The 16,493-nt window shown below is 45.8% G+C and carries 16 protein-coding genes and 2 pseudogenes; 6 read left to right on the forward strand and 12 right to left on the reverse strand.

The features are described 5' to 3' along the window. Positions 1–20: 20 nt before the first annotated feature. The 6 genes and pseudogenes from ACGHCT_RS14135 to ACGHCT_RS14160 all read right to left on the reverse strand — a co-directional run bounded on the left by ACGHCT_RS14135 (position 21) and on the right by ACGHCT_RS14160 (position 4,444). Positions 21–2,129 carry an FtsX-like permease family protein gene (locus tag ACGHCT_RS14135; protein WP_390436430.1) on the reverse strand — a complete coding sequence of 703 codons (2,109 nt, stop codon included), beginning with the start codon at positions 2,127–2,129 and terminating at the stop codon, positions 21–23. Beyond that, entirely contained in the window at positions 2,119–2,886 is a 768-nt protein-coding gene (locus tag ACGHCT_RS14140) for an ABC transporter ATP-binding protein (RefSeq protein ID WP_154258359.1), read from the reverse strand. The genes ACGHCT_RS14135 and ACGHCT_RS14140 overlap by 11 nt, the downstream gene beginning before the upstream one ends. Before the next feature lie 141 nt (positions 2,887–3,027). Further along, a pseudogene (locus ACGHCT_RS14145) lies at positions 3,028–3,234 on the reverse strand (phage portal protein); the annotation flags it as partial. A 52-nt stretch (positions 3,235–3,286) separates the two neighbouring features. Next, positions 3,287–3,502 (reverse strand): type II toxin-antitoxin system RelE/ParE family toxin, encoded by a 216-nt coding sequence (locus ACGHCT_RS14150; RefSeq protein WP_154258360.1) that lies wholly within the window; start codon positions 3,500–3,502, stop codon positions 3,287–3,289. After that, a complete protein-coding gene (locus ACGHCT_RS14155) occupies positions 3,499–3,690 on the reverse strand; it encodes a hypothetical protein (protein WP_390436432.1) in 192 nt (63 codons plus the stop codon). The genes ACGHCT_RS14150 and ACGHCT_RS14155 overlap by 4 nt, the downstream gene beginning before the upstream one ends. Before the next feature lie 250 nt (positions 3,691–3,940). Then, entirely contained in the window at positions 3,941–4,444 is a 504-nt protein-coding gene (locus ACGHCT_RS14160; protein WP_084067962.1) for a CarD family transcriptional regulator, read from the reverse strand. Between the two features lie 256 nt (positions 4,445–4,700). Between ACGHCT_RS14160 and ACGHCT_RS14165 the strand changes: the two genes are divergently transcribed. Continuing rightward, positions 4,701–6,464, forward strand: a complete 1,764-nt coding sequence (locus ACGHCT_RS14165) for a zinc-ribbon domain-containing protein (RefSeq protein ID WP_390436434.1) — start codon at positions 4,701–4,703, stop codon at positions 6,462–6,464. Here ACGHCT_RS14165 and ACGHCT_RS14170 read toward each other — a convergent pair. After that, positions 6,446–7,276 carry an endonuclease VIII gene (locus tag ACGHCT_RS14170; protein WP_390436436.1) on the reverse strand — a complete coding sequence of 277 codons (831 nt, stop codon included), beginning with the start codon at positions 7,274–7,276 and terminating at the stop codon, positions 6,446–6,448. The genes ACGHCT_RS14165 and ACGHCT_RS14170 overlap by 19 nt on opposite strands. A 94-nt stretch (positions 7,277–7,370) precedes the next feature. Beyond that, positions 7,371–7,703: pseudogene (locus ACGHCT_RS14175) on the reverse strand (GNAT family N-acetyltransferase); the annotation flags it as partial. Between the two features lie 314 nt (positions 7,704–8,017). Between ACGHCT_RS14175 and ACGHCT_RS14180 the strand changes: the two are divergent. The 3 genes from ACGHCT_RS14180 to ACGHCT_RS14190 all read left to right on the forward strand — a co-directional run bounded on the left by ACGHCT_RS14180 (position 8,018) and on the right by ACGHCT_RS14190 (position 10,318). Further along, positions 8,018–8,941: a LysR family transcriptional regulator gene (locus ACGHCT_RS14180; protein ID WP_072852917.1), complete on the forward strand. Its 924-nt coding sequence runs from the start codon at positions 8,018–8,020 to the stop codon at positions 8,939–8,941. 116 nt (positions 8,942–9,057) lie between these two features. Next, positions 9,058–9,612 (forward strand): hypothetical protein, encoded by a 555-nt coding sequence (locus ACGHCT_RS14185; RefSeq protein ID WP_390436439.1) that lies wholly within the window; start codon positions 9,058–9,060, stop codon positions 9,610–9,612. A gap of 109 nt (positions 9,613–9,721) precedes the next feature. Next, positions 9,722–10,318 (forward strand): hypothetical protein, encoded by a 597-nt coding sequence (locus tag ACGHCT_RS14190; protein ID WP_390436441.1) that lies wholly within the window; start codon positions 9,722–9,724, stop codon positions 10,316–10,318. 20 nt (positions 10,319–10,338) lie between these two features. Here ACGHCT_RS14190 and ACGHCT_RS14195 read toward each other — a convergent pair whose 3' ends face one another. Both ACGHCT_RS14195 and ACGHCT_RS14200 read right to left on the reverse strand, forming a co-directional pair. Next, positions 10,339–10,809, reverse strand: a complete 471-nt coding sequence (locus tag ACGHCT_RS14195) for a hypothetical protein (protein ID WP_072852911.1) — start codon at positions 10,807–10,809, stop codon at positions 10,339–10,341. After that, the gene (locus ACGHCT_RS14200; protein ID WP_072852909.1) at positions 10,806–11,774 is read right to left on the reverse strand and encodes a uroporphyrinogen decarboxylase family protein; all 969 of its coding nucleotides are present in this window, start codon (positions 11,772–11,774) and stop codon (positions 10,806–10,808) included. The genes ACGHCT_RS14195 and ACGHCT_RS14200 overlap by 4 nt, the downstream gene beginning before the upstream one ends. A gap of 161 nt (positions 11,775–11,935) precedes the next feature. Between ACGHCT_RS14200 and ACGHCT_RS14205 the strand changes: the two genes are divergently transcribed. Beyond that, positions 11,936–13,462: a CdaR family transcriptional regulator gene (locus ACGHCT_RS14205; RefSeq protein ID WP_154258369.1), complete on the forward strand. Its 1,527-nt coding sequence runs from the start codon at positions 11,936–11,938 to the stop codon at positions 13,460–13,462. Between the two features lie 63 nt (positions 13,463–13,525). Here ACGHCT_RS14205 and ACGHCT_RS14210 read toward each other — a convergent pair whose 3' ends face one another. Continuing rightward, entirely contained in the window at positions 13,526–13,780 is a 255-nt protein-coding gene (locus tag ACGHCT_RS14210; protein WP_072852905.1) for a hypothetical protein, read from the reverse strand. 270 nt (positions 13,781–14,050) lie between these two features. On the opposite strand from ACGHCT_RS14210, the gene ACGHCT_RS14215 reads away from it, so the two are divergent. After that, entirely contained in the window at positions 14,051–15,511 is a 1,461-nt protein-coding gene (locus tag ACGHCT_RS14215) for a GntR family transcriptional regulator (protein WP_390436445.1), read from the forward strand. Here the strand turns inward: ACGHCT_RS14215 and ACGHCT_RS14220 are convergent. Then, the gene (locus ACGHCT_RS14220; protein ID WP_390436447.1) at positions 15,506–16,408 is read right to left on the reverse strand and encodes a helicase associated domain-containing protein; all 903 of its coding nucleotides are present in this window, start codon (positions 16,406–16,408) and stop codon (positions 15,506–15,508) included. The two genes, ACGHCT_RS14215 and ACGHCT_RS14220, sit on opposite strands and share 6 nt — an antisense overlap. Positions 16,409–16,493: the final 85 nt, after the last annotated feature.

Below are 16,493 nucleotides of genomic sequence, written 5' to 3' on the forward strand. Positions count from 1 at the left end.
ACAGCCCCGCCTCCTTTCTTTTATTCTTCTCTTTGTGGCTGCATTAACGTCAGCAGATACCGATCACTGGAACGCTTAATAACAGCCATGTAAATATATTCAACTACACAGAGCAGCAAAATAATAATTGCAGAGATAGTAAGCATTTTTCCCTGAATACTTTGTGCTTCTGCAGAGAGAACACCAGTGAACAGCGCTTTAACCCCGAACACACTACTGATAGCGGCAACTAAAACAGGAAGCCCCATAAACCAGTTAATTTGTTTTCTTGCAGAATGACACAGGGTTTGATATGTGGCTCCAAGCCGTGCCAGGGTTTGATATCTGCGCCCTGTCCTCTGCTGACTCATTAAAAACTGAACTCCCATAATCGTGTTGGATACTACCAAAAAGATAATAGCAAGATAACTTGTAATATAACTGGCGGCCACCATATAAAAGAGCTGCCTGCCCATGTTTTGGAGATAGCTTTCATATTCAAAGCCTTTTCTTTCTAAATCAAGGGTATCTAACTTTTCATTGATTATAGAATAAGCGTTCATCAATTCGCCCCCCTTAGTTGCCTCTTCACTTAACACACCATTAACATAAACATCATAATTTCCTTGTGTATAGTAAAAGAATTGTTCATCCGGTAAAATCAGAGCAAAATCAAGAGTAATGGAGCGATCCGTCACTAAAGAAACGGATTGTACTTTACCAACCAGATAAATAAGATTACTGTCCATTTCAGTTTGAGGATGTGTGGCAAGGATCTTATTTAGCATAGCATTTCTTGTCTCATTTGTTGTACTATCAGGATCACGGTACACTGCCGCTTCATCAGAGGCAAGTTCTAAAACAGGCTTTCCGGCTAACTCCAATAGTTTATTATAGTCTGAAAGGCAGATTATATATGGATAGTCCGCATAGCCTAGATTGTTCAATAGAATATCACGGTCTTGCGACTCCGGCAGTTTATACAGTGATTCCATGACAGACTCCATGTTGAAAACATTTTCGGTTTTACCCGTACTGTAAATGTGCCCCAATCTTATTGGAAACAATTCTGAAAACTGATTTGTGAGTCCATTATCTTCCAGTATGGTCTGTATGCCTGGGAAAATTTGAGCAGGGACTGGTTTATTATCAAACACAATATTATCGTTTGGCTTAAAAGTATAGTCCAGCGTATGCGCATTCGATTGGCTGCTTGTATTTGCAATTCCAATTCCTGCACCAAAGAAGCATAGAGCTGCTAAAATCAACATAGAACTAACAGCTAAAGAAGTAGACTGCTGAATAACATTCTCCTGAATTTGACGGAAATTAAAAATGCGAAGTTTCCCGCCGGATTTTCCTGCCTTAATGAGCAGCGCGATAAATGATCGCATACCATAAAACAGAAGAATAGTTCCTGTCATGCCAAGCAGCAGAGTAAGTAACATCATGGTTGGTTTCTGCCATGCGATCCCTTTAATTGCCATAGCATAAGCAATTACCAGCATAGCAATTCCGCAAACAGCAGAAAGTCCGTAAACAATCCCTGGTTTTTGCTTTTTTGCATTACGAGATGTGTTTGTCAAGAGAGCGCCTATTTCTTGACGGCTGATATTCCCGCTTAAAATTAAAAATGCCATCAACTTGATAACCAAAAATCCAATAACAGTCAGAACCACAGCAGGCAGGGAAAGGGTAAAGCGATGCCCGATAATTCCCATTCCGACCAGTTTGGCAGTAATAAGACTAATCATTTCAGAAAGCAGGACTGCCACAGGAAGCCCAATCAATAAAGCCAGAATACTACTGACAAAGTCTTCTGCCAAAAGCATAGAAAAAAGTTTACTTCTGCGCATACCCATCATCAAATAAACACCGAACTCATGCCTGCGGCGTTCCAGCTGATACTTGCAGGCAAAGTAAATCAAGAAAAACAGTATTCCTAAAGTCATTGTATAGAATACCGGGATCATGAGCAATAGTTTATCTACTGCATCGCTCTCCATTTTCCGCAGGAAGCGCATTACGTCCTGATTAGAGATAGAAAGAATAATGTAAAAAGCTATTATGGAAATTACCAGCGAACTAAAAAACAATCCGTTTTCCTTTCGGTTGCGTTTACTATTTCTTAAAATTAAATTAGAGAACATTACAACTGCCACCTCCCAGCTGGGCCATGACCTTTAAGATACGCTCGTAAAAAACCCGCTGGGTTTCGTCCCCGCGCCGGAGTTCATGGAAGATCACGCCATCCTGAATGAATAGTATTCTCTTGCAAAAGCTGGCGGCGTTGGAATCATGGGTCACCATTAGTATAGTAGCCTGTTCGTTCCGATTAAGGCCAGAAAGTTTCTCCATAACATTCTTCGCGTTTTTGGAATCCAAAGCGCCTGTGGGCTCGTCGGCAAGAATCATTTTAGGATGGAGGATCATGGCTCTGGCGGCTGCTACACGCTGCCGCTGACCGCCGGACATCTGCATCGGAAATCTATCTAGCACATCAACAATTTCTAAATATTCCGCAAGTCTTTTCAAACGCAGGCGGCTTTCTTTTTCAGGCAGATTGTGAAGTGATGTAGGTAATAAAATATTTTCACAGCCAGTGAGATTGTCCAATAATTCAAAATTCTGAAATAAATAGCCAACCTTTTTTCCCCTGTACTCTGCCAGCTCCTTTCCATTAAGAGAACTGAGATTATTCCCTTCTATCGCAATACTACCGCCACTAGATTCAATGACCGTTGCAATACAGTTAAGAAGTGTAGATTTTCCCGAACCGCTGCTCCCCATAATACCAAGGAACTCACCTGGCATGACCTGAAAGGTAATGCCATTCAGAGCCTTTGTTTGGTTGGGGATATTTCCATAAATCTTTGTTAAGTTTTCTATATTTAGAATGGGTTCCATTTTGCTGCCTCCTATGTTTTCTATATAAAATGATAACATAAGGTTTCCTAAAATAACACTTACAGTCCATGTAAGGTTTCATCAGCACAACTTGACGCCGACGCGTTCGCTGCAAAGTCCCAGTCAAAGGGTTCCTGTTAAGGAAGTCATCTCCGGGTTCAGCTCATCATGGAGCAGATGGTACAGCGAATGGTCATACACCCTCTCTTTTCCGGTATCCGTATAACGGTACACCTGGACAGGCAGGAATGCTACGGTTTCTGCAAGAATCCGCACACAGGAATACACCGCCTTGATCTGCATGGCCGGCCGCTCATTCACATATTTTCCGTTGGTACTCCTTTCAAAAGATATAGAAAAAGAAAGCACCCCCGAAGAAATGCTTCCCATTCCCACTATATTATATTGTCGTATTTCTCAACTGCACATCTATGTACGGTTCTTTTTCATAAAGTTTAAACTTTCCTGGCATATCTGCCAATTTCAAAATGTTTTCTTTCAGACGGTCAAGCTGCCCTGCCGCATTTTCCGGTTCCACGAGGCTGAATGCAATATACTCATAAATCCCCCGCAAATCAGAATCTGCCTGTTCTGTAAGGGCTATATGGTATATCATAGGCCATAATCCTTACGGATTTCCGCAAACGCCTGCGCCGCCGGTTTTGTTTTCCTCTGCACAAAATCCGTATACCCTTTCTCCAGTTCCTGGTTCATTTCTGCTTCTGTCAATGCACCGGCTTCTAGAGGTTTTGCGGCAGGCAGCTTCACATCAAAGGGAATCCCCTCCGCCAATAATTCCTTCATTTCGTATCGCCCGGTCAAGCGCCATCACCGTTGCCACAGCCCCGTCGATCCTCTCCGTAGACTTCTCCCTATCCGGCTATATATACCTGCAATTATTGTTCTAATTTCGTAGTCCATAACCGTCTCCTGCAACTTCCAGAAAAATAAGCACCCCGCTTTCGCGCAGAGTGCCTACTGTCCTATTATATTTAATTACCTTTTAATCTCAATCTGAATCCATTTTCCCGGCAGTCCCGTTTAAATAGTCTCCCTAATTCTCATACAGCACAGACATCTTTTCCTTCACCTGATCCACTGAGCTGTTAAATACTACCGCCAGTTCACCCAAGAGTATTTTTTCCACCCGTTTCAGGTTCTTATCATCATCTGCATTCAGTTTCTTGCCTATCGCTAATCTTCTGTGTTCTTCCTGCTTAATTCCTTTGAGCATACGAAAACAGCCGCCGCACTCGCTGCTTTTCAGAACACCCTGATACTCTCTGTCTCTGGCTCTGCTGTCCTTATCATATAAACTGTCCAGATCCCTAAGTTCAGACAAATAACTCTCAGCTTTTTGTCTGCTGATCAGGTTACGCATAGAAATCTTATTGCTGGATGTTTTCACATAGATCGTGCTGCCGTCACTGCAGGCCGGCTCCAGACTATAATATTTCTCATTGGAATCCAGAAAGTCCAACTGGCCGATACTGGCAATCCTATATACGCCTCTGTCTCCATATACTACAAAATCATTGACTTTAAACAATATAAACACCTTGCTTTCTTAAAAGTCCCAAAAAGGGAAAAACTGTTTTCATAAGCATTGCAATGCTATCAAAACAGCCGGTTACTTTATCATTATAACACATTTTTTCAGAAATTTCTATCAAAATGTTCATCAGCCGGAACAGCGGGCGGAAACAGCAGCATACCCGCACTGTAAAAAGGATATTGATTCCACATTTTGACAAATTCCCCGTAATACGGTAAAGTTTTATAGTAAGAAAATCCGTAACAGAAGAGGACATCCTATGAAAGCAAAAATCACGTTTCAGGACTGGTGTGTCAGGAACCAGGAGCAGCAGCTTCTCCAGTTCTACCAGCTGGGCGGCAACCCCATACCGGCAGATCAGCTGGGAAGCTCCGCGGGAAAGGACATCACACTGCAGTGTCCGGTATGCAGCCTGCAGTGGCACACCACACCCAACCATCTCACACGCCCGGGCAGAAAATATGACTGCCCCTACTGCAGCCACAGAAAGGCCAGCAGCTTTTATAACCTGGCAGAAGCCTTTCCCGAGCTTCTCCGGTATTGGGACGAATCCCGCAACACAGAGCCTCCCACGCTCTACACCCCCAAAAGCCATGCATCGGTCCACTGGCGCTGCAGAAACGGGCATACCTGGACCAACATAATCAAGGAACAGGTCCGATCCGCAGAACGATGCCGGAAAAATGGCGGAGAAATCTGCCCTTACTGCAGCGGCCAGCGGGTCTGCCCCACCTACAATCTGGAAATCCTGTATCCTGACGTTGCCTTCCAGTGGAATTATGTGAAAAATGAGGGAAAAAAGCCATCTGACTTCCATCCCTTCAGCCAGGAAAAAGTATGGTGGACCTGCGAGTTTAACCCCTCCCACATCTGGACAGATAAAATCAGCAACCGGACAGCGCTTCTTCGGGGATGCCCCCAGTGTTCCAGGCAGTTCCGCATTTCATATGCCTCAAGAGCCATCTTCTACTATCTGTCCCAAATATTTCCCGGCTGTGCCTGTGAGGTTCCGTTCCGCGACAGGTATATTCTGGACCTGCTGCTGCCGGAAGAAAAAATTGTGATAGAGCATGACGGTTACTACTTTCACAGTTCCGCCGCGGCAGAAGAAAGAGCACGGCGCAAGGATTTCCTTGTGCAAAAAGAAGGGTATCGCATGATACGGATACGGGACTCGAAAGAACTCACAGAGGGGATTCACTATGCCGATCATGTGATCACTTACCCCTGGAGCGAACAGGACGATTATCTGGATCAGGGCATTTCCTATCTGCTTTCTCTTCTTACAGACATAGCCGTCACACCCAATCACAAGAAAGATCACTGGGAAATTGAGCGGAAATACTATCACGAGAGAAAAAAGCGTTCCCTGGCTGTGCGATATCCCCAGCTGGCACGGGAGTGGAGCCAGCAAAACAAAGAAGATCCGGATACGGTGCCGGCGGGCAGCGGCAAAAAAGTATGGTGGAAATGTCCGGACTGCAAAAGAGAGTATGAGGCTTCTGTCATAAACCGGACACAGCACGGTTCCGGCTGCAGCTATTGTTCCAACTACAAGGTTTGTGATTCTAACAGCCTGGCCGCCCGGCGGCCTGAGATTGCCGGGGAATGGAACTATGAAAAGAACGGCAGCCTGACACCGGAACAGGTTCTGCCGGGTACGGAAAAGAACGTATGGTGGAGATGTGCCCGGGGGCATGAGTGGCCTGCTATGATCTACAGCCGCACCGGCCCCCGAAAAAGCGGATGCCCTTACTGCAGCCACCGCAAAACCGCCCCTGAGACCTCACTGGCTTCCCTGAATCCGGATCTGGCCAGTCTGTGGGATACGGAAAAAAATCACGGCCTGACGCCTGAGGATGTCACCCTGAAATCCAACAAGCCTGTCTGGTGGAAATGTCCCCAGCACCATTCCTTTCTGCGCTCTCCCAACAGCCTGCAGAAATGTCTTCCGGAAAACCGTTGTCCGGAGTGCAGGAAAAAGAACGGGCAGCCTTCCCGCCCCTACTTAACCAGCGGCTGACAATCCGGACAGTAATACACAGACCCGCCCATATAGCTTTCTTTCACAATCTGCCCTCCGCAGCAAGGACAGCCGCTGGTCTGCGTGTTTCTGGACATAACAGTGGCATACCCGCCGGTCTGTCCCAGCAGATTTTTCTCCGTATCCCGGCCTCCTTTCTCTGCCATCTCCCCCAAAATCTTTTTCACACTGGCAAGCAGTCCCAGCAGCTCCTCCCGGGAAAGTGTCACCAGCTTTCTCTTGGGGTGGATGCCTGCGTAAAACAGGATATCCTGAAGCGTGCCGTTTCCCAGCCCGAGGAACCTCTGCTGCGTAGCCAGAAAAGCCTTTGCACTGGTATTCGGCTTCACCGACTCAGCAAGCTTCAGAAAATATTCTTCCGTGAACCCCGGGTCAAGGGGCGTAATCCCGGCCCGGTTTTTCAGATAATATTCATTATCGAACTCTCCCTGATGGCAGGCAATCCCCCCGTACATGGCAACGGTAAATACAAGTGCGCTTCCGTCATCAAACGCGATCAGAAGCTGATATTTCTTCGGCGGTTTTTCCCCTTCCTCAAGAAGCCGTACATTGACCCCATCATTGAAATTGAGGTATAACCCTCCCTCAAATGTAATCTCAACAAAGATTCCATAAGCATCCGCACGCTCCACTGATTTTCCTTTTAATAAACTGTCGTATGCATTCACATCCCCATGAAACCAGCAGAACTTATGCGGCGCGGACGGGGGACAGACAGCTGCTACAGTTTTGCCCAGTATATACTGATTCAGCATACTGGCATAGGTGATGGATTCCGGTAATTCTATCATAACTTCTCTCTCCTTTATGTCTTTGATCCCATTTTAACATAGAAACCATGACAACTGTATGTACCCTTTACAGTTCCATGTAAGTTGACTCAAATTATTGCAAACGGCAAAGCATTATATATTCTTCCTCGTTTTCATCCATAATTACAAATCCCGTTTTCTGATACATTTCTACAGCATAATTTGCTTTTTGCACCGCAAGTGAGGCTTGTTTATACCCTCTGTCTTTAAGAATACGGAGCATTTCTCTCATCAAAGCAGTACCTATTCCCAATCCCCTATAATCTTTATACAAGGAAATGGCAAAGGACGGAGTGTCGTTGTCTATATGTCCGTAATCATTCATAACGCGTACCCAAACTGCACCAACAGCCTTGTTATCAACTTCTGCAGCCAAGCCGATATCGTCGCGCAAGCTGTCTTCCTCTGACATTGTTCTGATTCTATAGTCCATAGCTGCCTCCTGCAATACCAATTTGTTAATCTGATTCTTCTATTCTACCACATATCCGGGAGTGCAGAAATAATGCTTTTCACGCGGGATTTCCGTGGAAGTCTGTCCGCCCCTGCTTCTGGCCACGCCGGACACCGGGAAAAAGAATACTCCCAGTCACACCTAAATAGCAGAATTACTTGCTTATCCTCTAATAAAAAGGTAGAATGGATACATGTGTGTCTCAGGCACACCTTAAATATAAATAGAATATGCCTGTCCCTCTAAAGGCGAACCGGAGAATACCAATGGAGTTAAAATTTTTAAAATATTTTGTTGAGATAGCCGAACAAAAAAGCATGAGAAAAGCAGCTGACCGGCTCTATGTCACACAGCCTAACCTGACACGGGCCATGCAGAGCCTTGAGGACGAGATGGGCACTAAATTATTTGTCCGCACAAATCACGGAGTTACTCTGACCACAATCGGGGAAAGTCTCTATTTTTATGCCCATTCCGTGATAAGCCAGATGAATGAAATAGAATCTTTGAAGATGAAAGATAAGGAATTTGAGCAGAATAAAATGGCTGTTTCTGTTGGAAACATCGTATTAAAGGATGAAATAATGCTGCATTTTTATCAGAATCTGCAGACCAGACATGCAAATATATCCATACATGAGACATCCGTAGAACGAGTCCTGGAGCATGTAGCCGGCCTGACGTCAGAGGTGGGGATAATCGTTGTGAATACCAAGCAGCTGGCAATACTAAAGAAAATCTGCGATATCAAAGAACTGGAGCTGCATGAAATTGCCTCCAGCCCTTACTACGTTCACGTAGGGACGCAAAACCCTTTTTATCAGGCAGCACATATGAATCCAAAAGATCTTCTCCCCTTTACCTATGTACATCTGCCGGCTGACTACTTTGCTAATATTAATCAGCTTATCTCGCTGGGTGAGATTCGATTAAGTGATTTTGAAAAAACAATTGTAATTAATAATTATCACGGAATTGTCAATCTAATTAAACGCACAGACGCCTTTATCTTCGGTGGAAAGTGGCAGATCGAAGAGCTTGGGAAAGGGCATATCGCCAGTATCCTTCTGGATTACTGCGAAGATTTGGAAAAGAAACTTCTCTGGGTGAAGCGAAAAAAAGAAATTTTGTCAAAACAGGCGGAAGAATTCCTGGAGATCATTCAGGATAATTACGGAGATACTCCTTAGGGATCCGCGATAACCCCCATTTATCGCTGAGGCATGAGAAACAAGCATTAGTCAAGACTAAATTCCTCCAGTATAATGAAGACAGATTAAAAAAAGAATGTCTAGGAGGACTACATATGTTTAAAAAATTAGGAAAAAAACAGTTATTAGGTATTTTAACAGCTGCGGCAATTGTTGTAACGACAGTTGGATCTTTCGCAGTGTGGGATACTCTCAGCGCATCGAAGAATGCCAGTTTAACATTAGATAAGCCTGTTACCGTAACAGCAGGTGCGGAAGATGTTACATTTACGGCCGGAGCCCGTACGTTGGAAACTGCCAATACCTATACGGCAGACAATTTAAAATTTGATGTCAGCATGGGAGACAACGCAGTCACAAATCCGCAATTAGCATTAGAAACAAAAGTCATAATAGAAGAGAATTCCACAAAAACGGACGTTACAGATGCATTTACAATCAGCTTAAAGAAGGCCGATACAGAATTAACAGGCGGAGTTGATACAACTGTCAAAGATGGTGAAAACCTTTATACAGTGGTACTTACTCCAAATGAGCCAAGTGAACCAAATAGTAACCCAAATTATACAAAGGTACTGGAAGCAGCAACTGCTGGCACGGCATTAAAGGTTGAAGTAACCGGAACATTAAGCGCGGGAACTGGAGAGTAAACAATCCCTTAATTAGCTTATATACATAGAGAAATACCATCTGATGATGGTATTTTTTCTTTCAACCACGTAATACAATGCAGACAGCGCATTCATTAGGAGATCTGACATGAAAAAGGCCCTCAAGCACATATGGAATACTGCATTCGGCATCATTGCCGCTCTGCTCATCTTCTACATAGTGGGAATGCACTTTTTCCCAGACCAATTAAAGGATTTTGTCGGCTACCAGACCTTTGTGGTTCTCACCGACAGTATGGAACCCACTATACCCGTGGGTTCCCTGGTTTTGGATAAAACAATTGATAAGGATCAGGAGATCCCTCCGGATACCATTATCTCCTTTCATGTCAACCGACTGGGCAAGGACGCTGTGTTCACCCACTATTTTAAAAAAAAGGAAGTAGACGACACCGGCAGAGAGCGGTACTACACCCAGGCGGAGAACGCTGACCGCTATGACGACTACGCTACCTACCGGGAAGACCTCCTGGGCACCTATGTGTTCCATATCCCCTACGCGGGCAGGTATGTCCAGTTTCTGCAAAGCCCCTTTGCATTGCTGGAGCTTGGACTTATCATGATTATCTCCATCATCTACCATATCCTGTGGGTAAAGTTTGATCGGGAAGAGAAGGCAGCCCAGTGCGCAGAGTCCCAGGAACAGGAAATCACTGAAAAGACCGATAACAAGAGAGTCTCGTAGTCTGCCCGCCCAATATGTACCTATATCGCCTTCATACACTTTTGTGCAAGCTTCAGGCAAATCGGTTTTGTAAAATAACTGACAAAATAGGCCACAATCCAAACAGGCACATAGCAGTCAAGAATGCCCGGTATCAAAGCCTGCAGCGGCGCATGACCAAACAGACATACATTCACATAAGTCATGACAATAATCAGCGCCGTTGTATTAACGGTATTTACAATCAGGTTCACCAGTGCGTTATATTTCCAGCTTCCTTCTTTTGCGCCGCATGCGCTGGCAAACCGCATGCCCCAGGGTACGCTGGGAAAGATCAAACCAATGAAAAACCCCGTCACATATCCAATGGGAAGATTTAAAAAGAAAGATTTCCAGTCAAACGCCGGGGCTGCCCCGCTCCAAATGGCCAGCTGCTGCACAAACCAGCAGAAAACAATGGTCATAGGAATATTCATAAATAAATTATTTACAACTTTTGTCGTCTTCGTCATCCGTTACTCCTATATTTCTTCCATTCATCTTCTATGAACGCTAAACGATCATCTCCTACAAGTACGCTGTTTCCCCTCTCGTTAAACATCACCGGACATAATATAAAACCTGGATATCTACCATAGGTATCCATACAGCGTCTTGTTTCCGCTCTCACTGTCTCTTCTGTCGCTGTGATAAAGCTCGGTTCTCCCTGGGAATCCCATCCCCCTTCCACAACAATACGCCCCTTATAATCCTGCAGTATTTTTTCAATGTTATTAGAAATCTGCGCACTGTGCCAGGCCTGTACCCCTATATCAACGTAATCATTCAGAACGTCCTCGCATTTACCGCAGGTATGCATCTGAAAAATCAGGCCCCGGGAATGTACATACTCAACAATCCTTTTGTGAAATGGCTTTAACACCTTGCGGTAAGTATCCAGCGATATGAACAAAGAACTCGATGTGGCAATGTCTTCAAAATAAGTTACCATATCCGGATTATAGGCATCAATTGCCCTGCCCATATAATCAATCACATACTCCGTCAGGTATTCAAATAAATCCATGCATCGTTCCGGTTCACTGGCGATGGCAATCAGTCCCTCCATAAACCCCATAGTATTTACCAGACGCATAAATAATCCGTTCTGACAAAACAAAGTTCTGACCTTGTTAGAGGAATCTATCATGCCATATTCCATTTCAGCAAAACGTTTAAAGTCATACACACTCAGGTCCGGACGTTTTATATACTTTTCCCACTCACAGATATCGTCAAAAAGGGTAAAGCCGGAAGCTACCATTGCGCCCTCCCTGCTCTCTACCCACGGAACGCCAAATAAATCCTTTCCTCCCTTCATCGGTCCGTCAAAATCTCCGGGGATCATTCCAACCAGTTGAATTGCATCTGTTGACAGCGGCACGTATTCCGGCTTTCCCCAATGCAGCACTTCCAATGCGTTCTCTCTTGCAGTCATATTTCTGACTCCTTTCATGCTTATTTTGTACCAATTATTGTTTTTAACAGTAACTTGATTACTCAAATTATATCAACTATAATGGTAGTATCCTACATTTAGAAAGCACAAGATTCATTCTATAATTCGGCATTCTATACGAACTTTGGAAAGGAGCCCTTATGGAGCTTAATCTGCAAATAATTGCCTCCGATATGAAAGATATTTGTCTGAAGTCTCATTTCCTTACTTCCTACGATATACGCAATCTGCGTTATCCCTGCTTTTATCAGGAAGGAAGGCCCCTTGATCCTACTGTTTTATATCTTGTAACCCAAAAGCAAAACATGAAAAAACCTCCGGAAACCGGCATTCTGTCTTTTCTATTCCTGCAGCAGCCTCCGGATATTGTCTGTTCCTCCTGCAACTGCCTTATCATTCACCCAAACGTTCCGCCCGAAGAGCTGCTGGTCAGACTGCAGGAACTCTTCGCTTACTATCAGCAATGGGAAAACCAGCTGTACCTTGCCTCTATGAAACAATGCAGCCTCAGCGAATTCGGAAAACTCTCCCTGAAAATATTCGATAATCCCATTCAGTTCTATAACCAAAAAACATTAAACTGTGTATTTGCTGTAGCGGATTCGTCGCGATATAACCTGCCTGACAGTTTTCCATCGGTGGATGAAAACGGCTATATGAGCATGGAGCATTTACTGAATTTAAAACTGGAAAATGTACTTGATACCCTGGCAGTCCGTCCCATGTACATCAAACGGGACACCCTTACTCTCCCTGCTATTATGCAGGATATTATCATCCAGCATTCCCATATTGGAAGGATCATTGTCCTTGAGGTGCACAAACCGCTGGATGAAAGAGATATGGCACTTGTCATGGTACTCACAGAGCACATCCGGCAGTTTCTGCTGCATAATCCTGCGCTCTACGGTGCACATTCCCGATACATAGACCGTACGCTTTCCAGGCTTATCTGCGGGGAGCATGTTAAAGACGCCACTATTGTATCCGCGCTGCAGTTTCTTGAGTGGGAGCCGCAGCATGAATACTTTTGTCTCACTGCCAAACTGCCGGAATATGATCACAGCAGAAATTCACTGCACATGTTAGCGGTCACAATCAGCAGCATCACAAAAAGCAACTGTTTTTTAATCCATGAGGATTCTTTAATCTTCCTCTTCAATTTAACGGTATCAGGTTTGACAAGGGACGAACATCTGAAAACACTGCTGCCTGTTCTTCGGGATAATCTTCTTAAGGCAGGCATCAGCACCCCGTTTAATGATTTCAAACAATTATATAATTACTATAAGCAGGCTTCCATAGCTCTGCAGACAGGGGTGCAATCGGATCCTTCCTTCTGGTATTTCCGCTTTGAAAACTACGCTTTAAAATATATGGCGGCAAAGATTTATCAAGATATGGAACCCACCGTACTCTGTCCGGAAGGTCTGGTTCAGTTAATAAAGTATGACCGCAAAAAGGACAACCACTATGTACATATATTAAAAACATATCTGGAATGCAATATGAATATCAGTGAAACAGCTAAACGACTGTACATGCACCGAAACACCCTACTATATAAGCTGGAACGAATAAAGGAAATTCTGGGAGTTACTTTGGAGAAACACGAGACAAGGCTTTTGCTTATGCTGGCTCTGTATATCCTGGAAAATCCGGCATAGATAAAAGAAAGGGAAGGATGTGGCTCATCTGAGCCTACCCTTCCCTATGCTGTCCTCCGGGCGTTAGCCCCGATACAGCGAATACTCCCCAAGAAATTCCGCCGCCTGCTCTGCCGTTTCAAACTCTCTTTGTTCCCCTGTAATGTACTGCACTGCGTCCTTCCACTCCCGCAAATCGTATTCCCGTGCATCCAGCCCCCGGATCACATGCTGGATACAGGGCAGTTCCCAAGACTGGTGCAAGTCTGACAGAAAGCCGCATCCCACTCTCCCTGCAATCACTTCCAAAAGCTCCTGTGTTCTTTCTTTTTTCTCCATTACCCTTCCTCCCGGCAAATCATTTCTCTTTTGGCAGCTGTATCTTTAACCGCTGTTTCATCCCGCTGTTCTCTCCCGCATCCGGTCTTCCGGCCGCATACTTCTATCAAGTTGTCCATGTATATCACTCCCTGTTTTTTTTCCTGCTGCTTACCTCTGATTATGTTATGATGTCTGTTGCCAGACAGCGATTGACTCATTCTGCAAAACGCCCATCCGGGGAATACTAATCTTATAAACCCAGCTTATCAAATCAACGGAGGTGACCCTTTGCAGTCAAAACTACATGCATACGAGATTGTCTATACAATCCTAAAAGAGCAGATTCTAAACAGTCAGCTGGAATACGGCAGCCAGCTGCCTTCAGTCCGCCAGCTTGCCCAACAGCACCGCGTGGGCACAAAAACCATAAAAACCGTCCTGAAGCTTCTTCAGAGGGATGGCCTGATCCGTACCCGGGAGAGACAGCGGGCTGTGGTTATCTACCAGGCGCCGTTTCTAAAAAAGGAAAATGCCTCTGTCCGATCCATTGTCAGAAAGCGCACGGCCATCTTAGACATCTACCGGACTATGGAACTCCTCATGCCTGAAATCCTCGCTTTCTGCGCCAAATCAGTCAGCGTATATGAACTGCCGAGCTATGAAAAGGCTGTCAAATGGATCAAACGGCCCAGACTCACCGGGAGCTGGCAGCTCTGCTCAAATATAATACATGACGTACTTCTCTCCTCCGGCAACTTTCTTATCAGCAGCTTTTACGCATCCCTGGAGATCTACGCGGAAGTACCCTTTCTGGCAGAATACCAGCGCCTCATTACCGGCTATACTCCATATACCGAATTACACCACGCGGACTGGCTCTTAGATTGTCTGCAGTCCGACAGTTATACGGTACAGCGCAGCTTTGCCGCCCACTACCGCGCGGTCCTTCAAACTGCGGAAAAATCCTTTGACCTGCTGACGGCTCTGCATCCGGATGTCAGAGATGACGGGGAGCCTGCCTTCAACTGGAACGCAGGATGGGGATGGGATTCTCTCTATAAAAAAATCGGCAGGGATCTGGTAGAAAAAATCGGCACCGGCATATATTCTCCGGGAACGCTGCTTCCATCTCAGTCCAGTCTGGGAAAAGAATACCAGGTGTCCTTATCTACCATACGCAAAGCACTGAAGGTCCTTCAGTCCCTGGGGTTTATCGAGACCATCAACGGCAGGGGAAGTGTGGTTCTCTCCCACGAAAAATGGCGAATCCACCAAAGGTCCCGGCATCCAAACCACCGGCAGGATACCTTTATGTTTTTATGCGGCCTGCAGCTCATCACCTTCCTCATCCGCCCTGCCGCTGCTCTGGTCTTTGACCGGCAGGACACAGCGCTGGAGCAGGAACTGCAGGACCGGTTCGCCCGCTCTCCCAAGAGCTGTCTGAAGGAATGGATGGACTGCCTGCTGCCCCGCGTGCCTTTGTACCCGCTGAAGGTGATTTTAGGAGAAGTCACAGACATCTTAAATTGGGGGTATTTTTATTCCTTTTACACCAGTACCAGTCCAAGTATGCAGAAATTAAACAAATTGGGGGAACACGCATTTCTCTCTCTGCAAAAGGGAGATCGGGAGGGCTGCCTCAGGGATCTCCACGAGGGATATATGTACCTGTTTCAAACCATTCACAGCTCCTGCATCCAAAGAGGAGAATCGGGGGCCGGACTGCTGAAGGTTCCCCAAAAGCTATAAGGGCGTCTTCGTACTGCCAAAGGGATAGATTCCCAGACCCTCCAACCGCATTTTTCTGTCCTCTGCCACCTTTCCCCTGGTAAGCGCCGTCCTCTGAAGAGAAATCCAGTTTCCCATGCTGCGCCCGTCCGGCGCCTTCATGGAGGGTCTCAGGGGCAGACAGCCATACTGGTTTTTATACTCCTCGATCCACCGGACCATGGCATTCCACTTTTCCTCCCTCACCCGGTCCAGCCCCCAAACCATGGAAATCTGTTCCAGGGCTTTTACCTGCTCCCGGGACAGCGGCCTGCGGCCATTAGCGCCCCAATACCGCTCCCTCTGTACAAAGATCCAGCTCCCCAGCCGGTCCCCGTCTGCAGTTTGATAGGAAGCCGGAACCAATAGGTTCCCGTGTGTCTGGTAATACATCTCTGCCAGCCGGAGCCAGTCCTCCCAGTCTTTTCGCTCATAGAAGCTCCAGATCATGTCAAAGCGCTCCAGATCCCGTATTTGTTTCTCTGCCAGATATCCCCCCTTGTACTTTTTCCGCTGCTCTTTGATCCAATAGCCCAGCTGACATCCGTTTTTAGCAGTATAATCTGTGGGCACATCCAGGTCCCCATATTCCTGATGGTATTCCTGCACCATAGCCATCCAGGTCTCCCACGAGAGCCGCTTCTCCAGCTTCCACACCATGCCAATGCGTTCCAGCGCAAGGCAGCGTTCCCGGTCCAGGGAGGACGGAATTACTCCATTATGCATGGCTCTCTGCCGTTCAATCCAGCGTCCCAGGCGATACCCGTCTGCTGTCACATAGTCGTGGGGAACCAGCAGATTCCCAAAAGTATCCGCATACGCCCTGGCGTTCTGATACCATTCTTCCCACTGTTGTCTTCGATACGTTCTCTCTCCCATATCTGTTACCGCATCCTAATCCGCTTGCCGTATTTCTCCCCCAGCCAATGCCGGAGGGCTTGACTGCCGTTTACTCCTTCAGGTA

Origin of the sequence: Lactonifactor longoviformis (assembly GCF_042848515.1) — a bacterium.
In the GTDB taxonomy this organism is placed as follows: Bacteria; Bacillota; Clostridia; order Lachnospirales; family Lachnospiraceae; genus Lactonifactor; species Lactonifactor longoviformis.

Coding starts and splice junctions, on each gene's coding strand:
- ACGHCT_RS14135 (WP_390436430.1), bottom strand. CDS start 2,129: ATGTTCTCTAATTTAATTTTAAGAAATAGTAAACGCAACCGAAAGGAA.
- ACGHCT_RS14140 (WP_154258359.1), bottom strand. CDS start 2,886: ATGGAACCCATTCTAAATATAGAAAACTTAACAAAGATTTATGGAAAT.
- ACGHCT_RS14150 (WP_154258360.1), bottom strand. CDS start 3,502: ATGATATACCATATAGCCCTTACAGAACAGGCAGATTCTGATTTGCGG.
- ACGHCT_RS14155 (WP_390436432.1), bottom strand. CDS start 3,690: ATGAAGGAATTATTGGCGGAGGGGATTCCCTTTGATGTGAAGCTGCCT.
- ACGHCT_RS14165 (WP_390436434.1), top strand. CDS start 4,701: ATGAAAGCAAAAATCACGTTTCAGGACTGGTGTGTCAGGAACCAGGAG.
- ACGHCT_RS14170 (WP_390436436.1), bottom strand. CDS start 7,276: ATGATAGAATTACCGGAATCCATCACCTATGCCAGTATGCTGAATCAG.
- ACGHCT_RS14180 (WP_072852917.1), top strand. CDS start 8,018: ATGGAGTTAAAATTTTTAAAATATTTTGTTGAGATAGCCGAACAAAAA.
- ACGHCT_RS14185 (WP_390436439.1), top strand. CDS start 9,058: ATGTTTAAAAAATTAGGAAAAAAACAGTTATTAGGTATTTTAACAGCT.
- ACGHCT_RS14190 (WP_390436441.1), top strand. CDS start 9,722: ATGAAAAAGGCCCTCAAGCACATATGGAATACTGCATTCGGCATCATT.
- ACGHCT_RS14195 (WP_072852911.1), bottom strand. CDS start 10,809: ATGACGAAGACGACAAAAGTTGTAAATAATTTATTTATGAATATTCCT.
- ACGHCT_RS14200 (WP_072852909.1), bottom strand. CDS start 11,774: ATGACTGCAAGAGAGAACGCATTGGAAGTGCTGCATTGGGGAAAGCCG.
- ACGHCT_RS14205 (WP_154258369.1), top strand. CDS start 11,936: ATGGAGCTTAATCTGCAAATAATTGCCTCCGATATGAAAGATATTTGT.
- ACGHCT_RS14210 (WP_072852905.1), bottom strand. CDS start 13,780: ATGGAGAAAAAAGAAAGAACACAGGAGCTTTTGGAAGTGATTGCAGGG.
- ACGHCT_RS14220 (WP_390436447.1), bottom strand. CDS start 16,408: ATGGGAGAGAGAACGTATCGAAGACAACAGTGGGAAGAATGGTATCAG.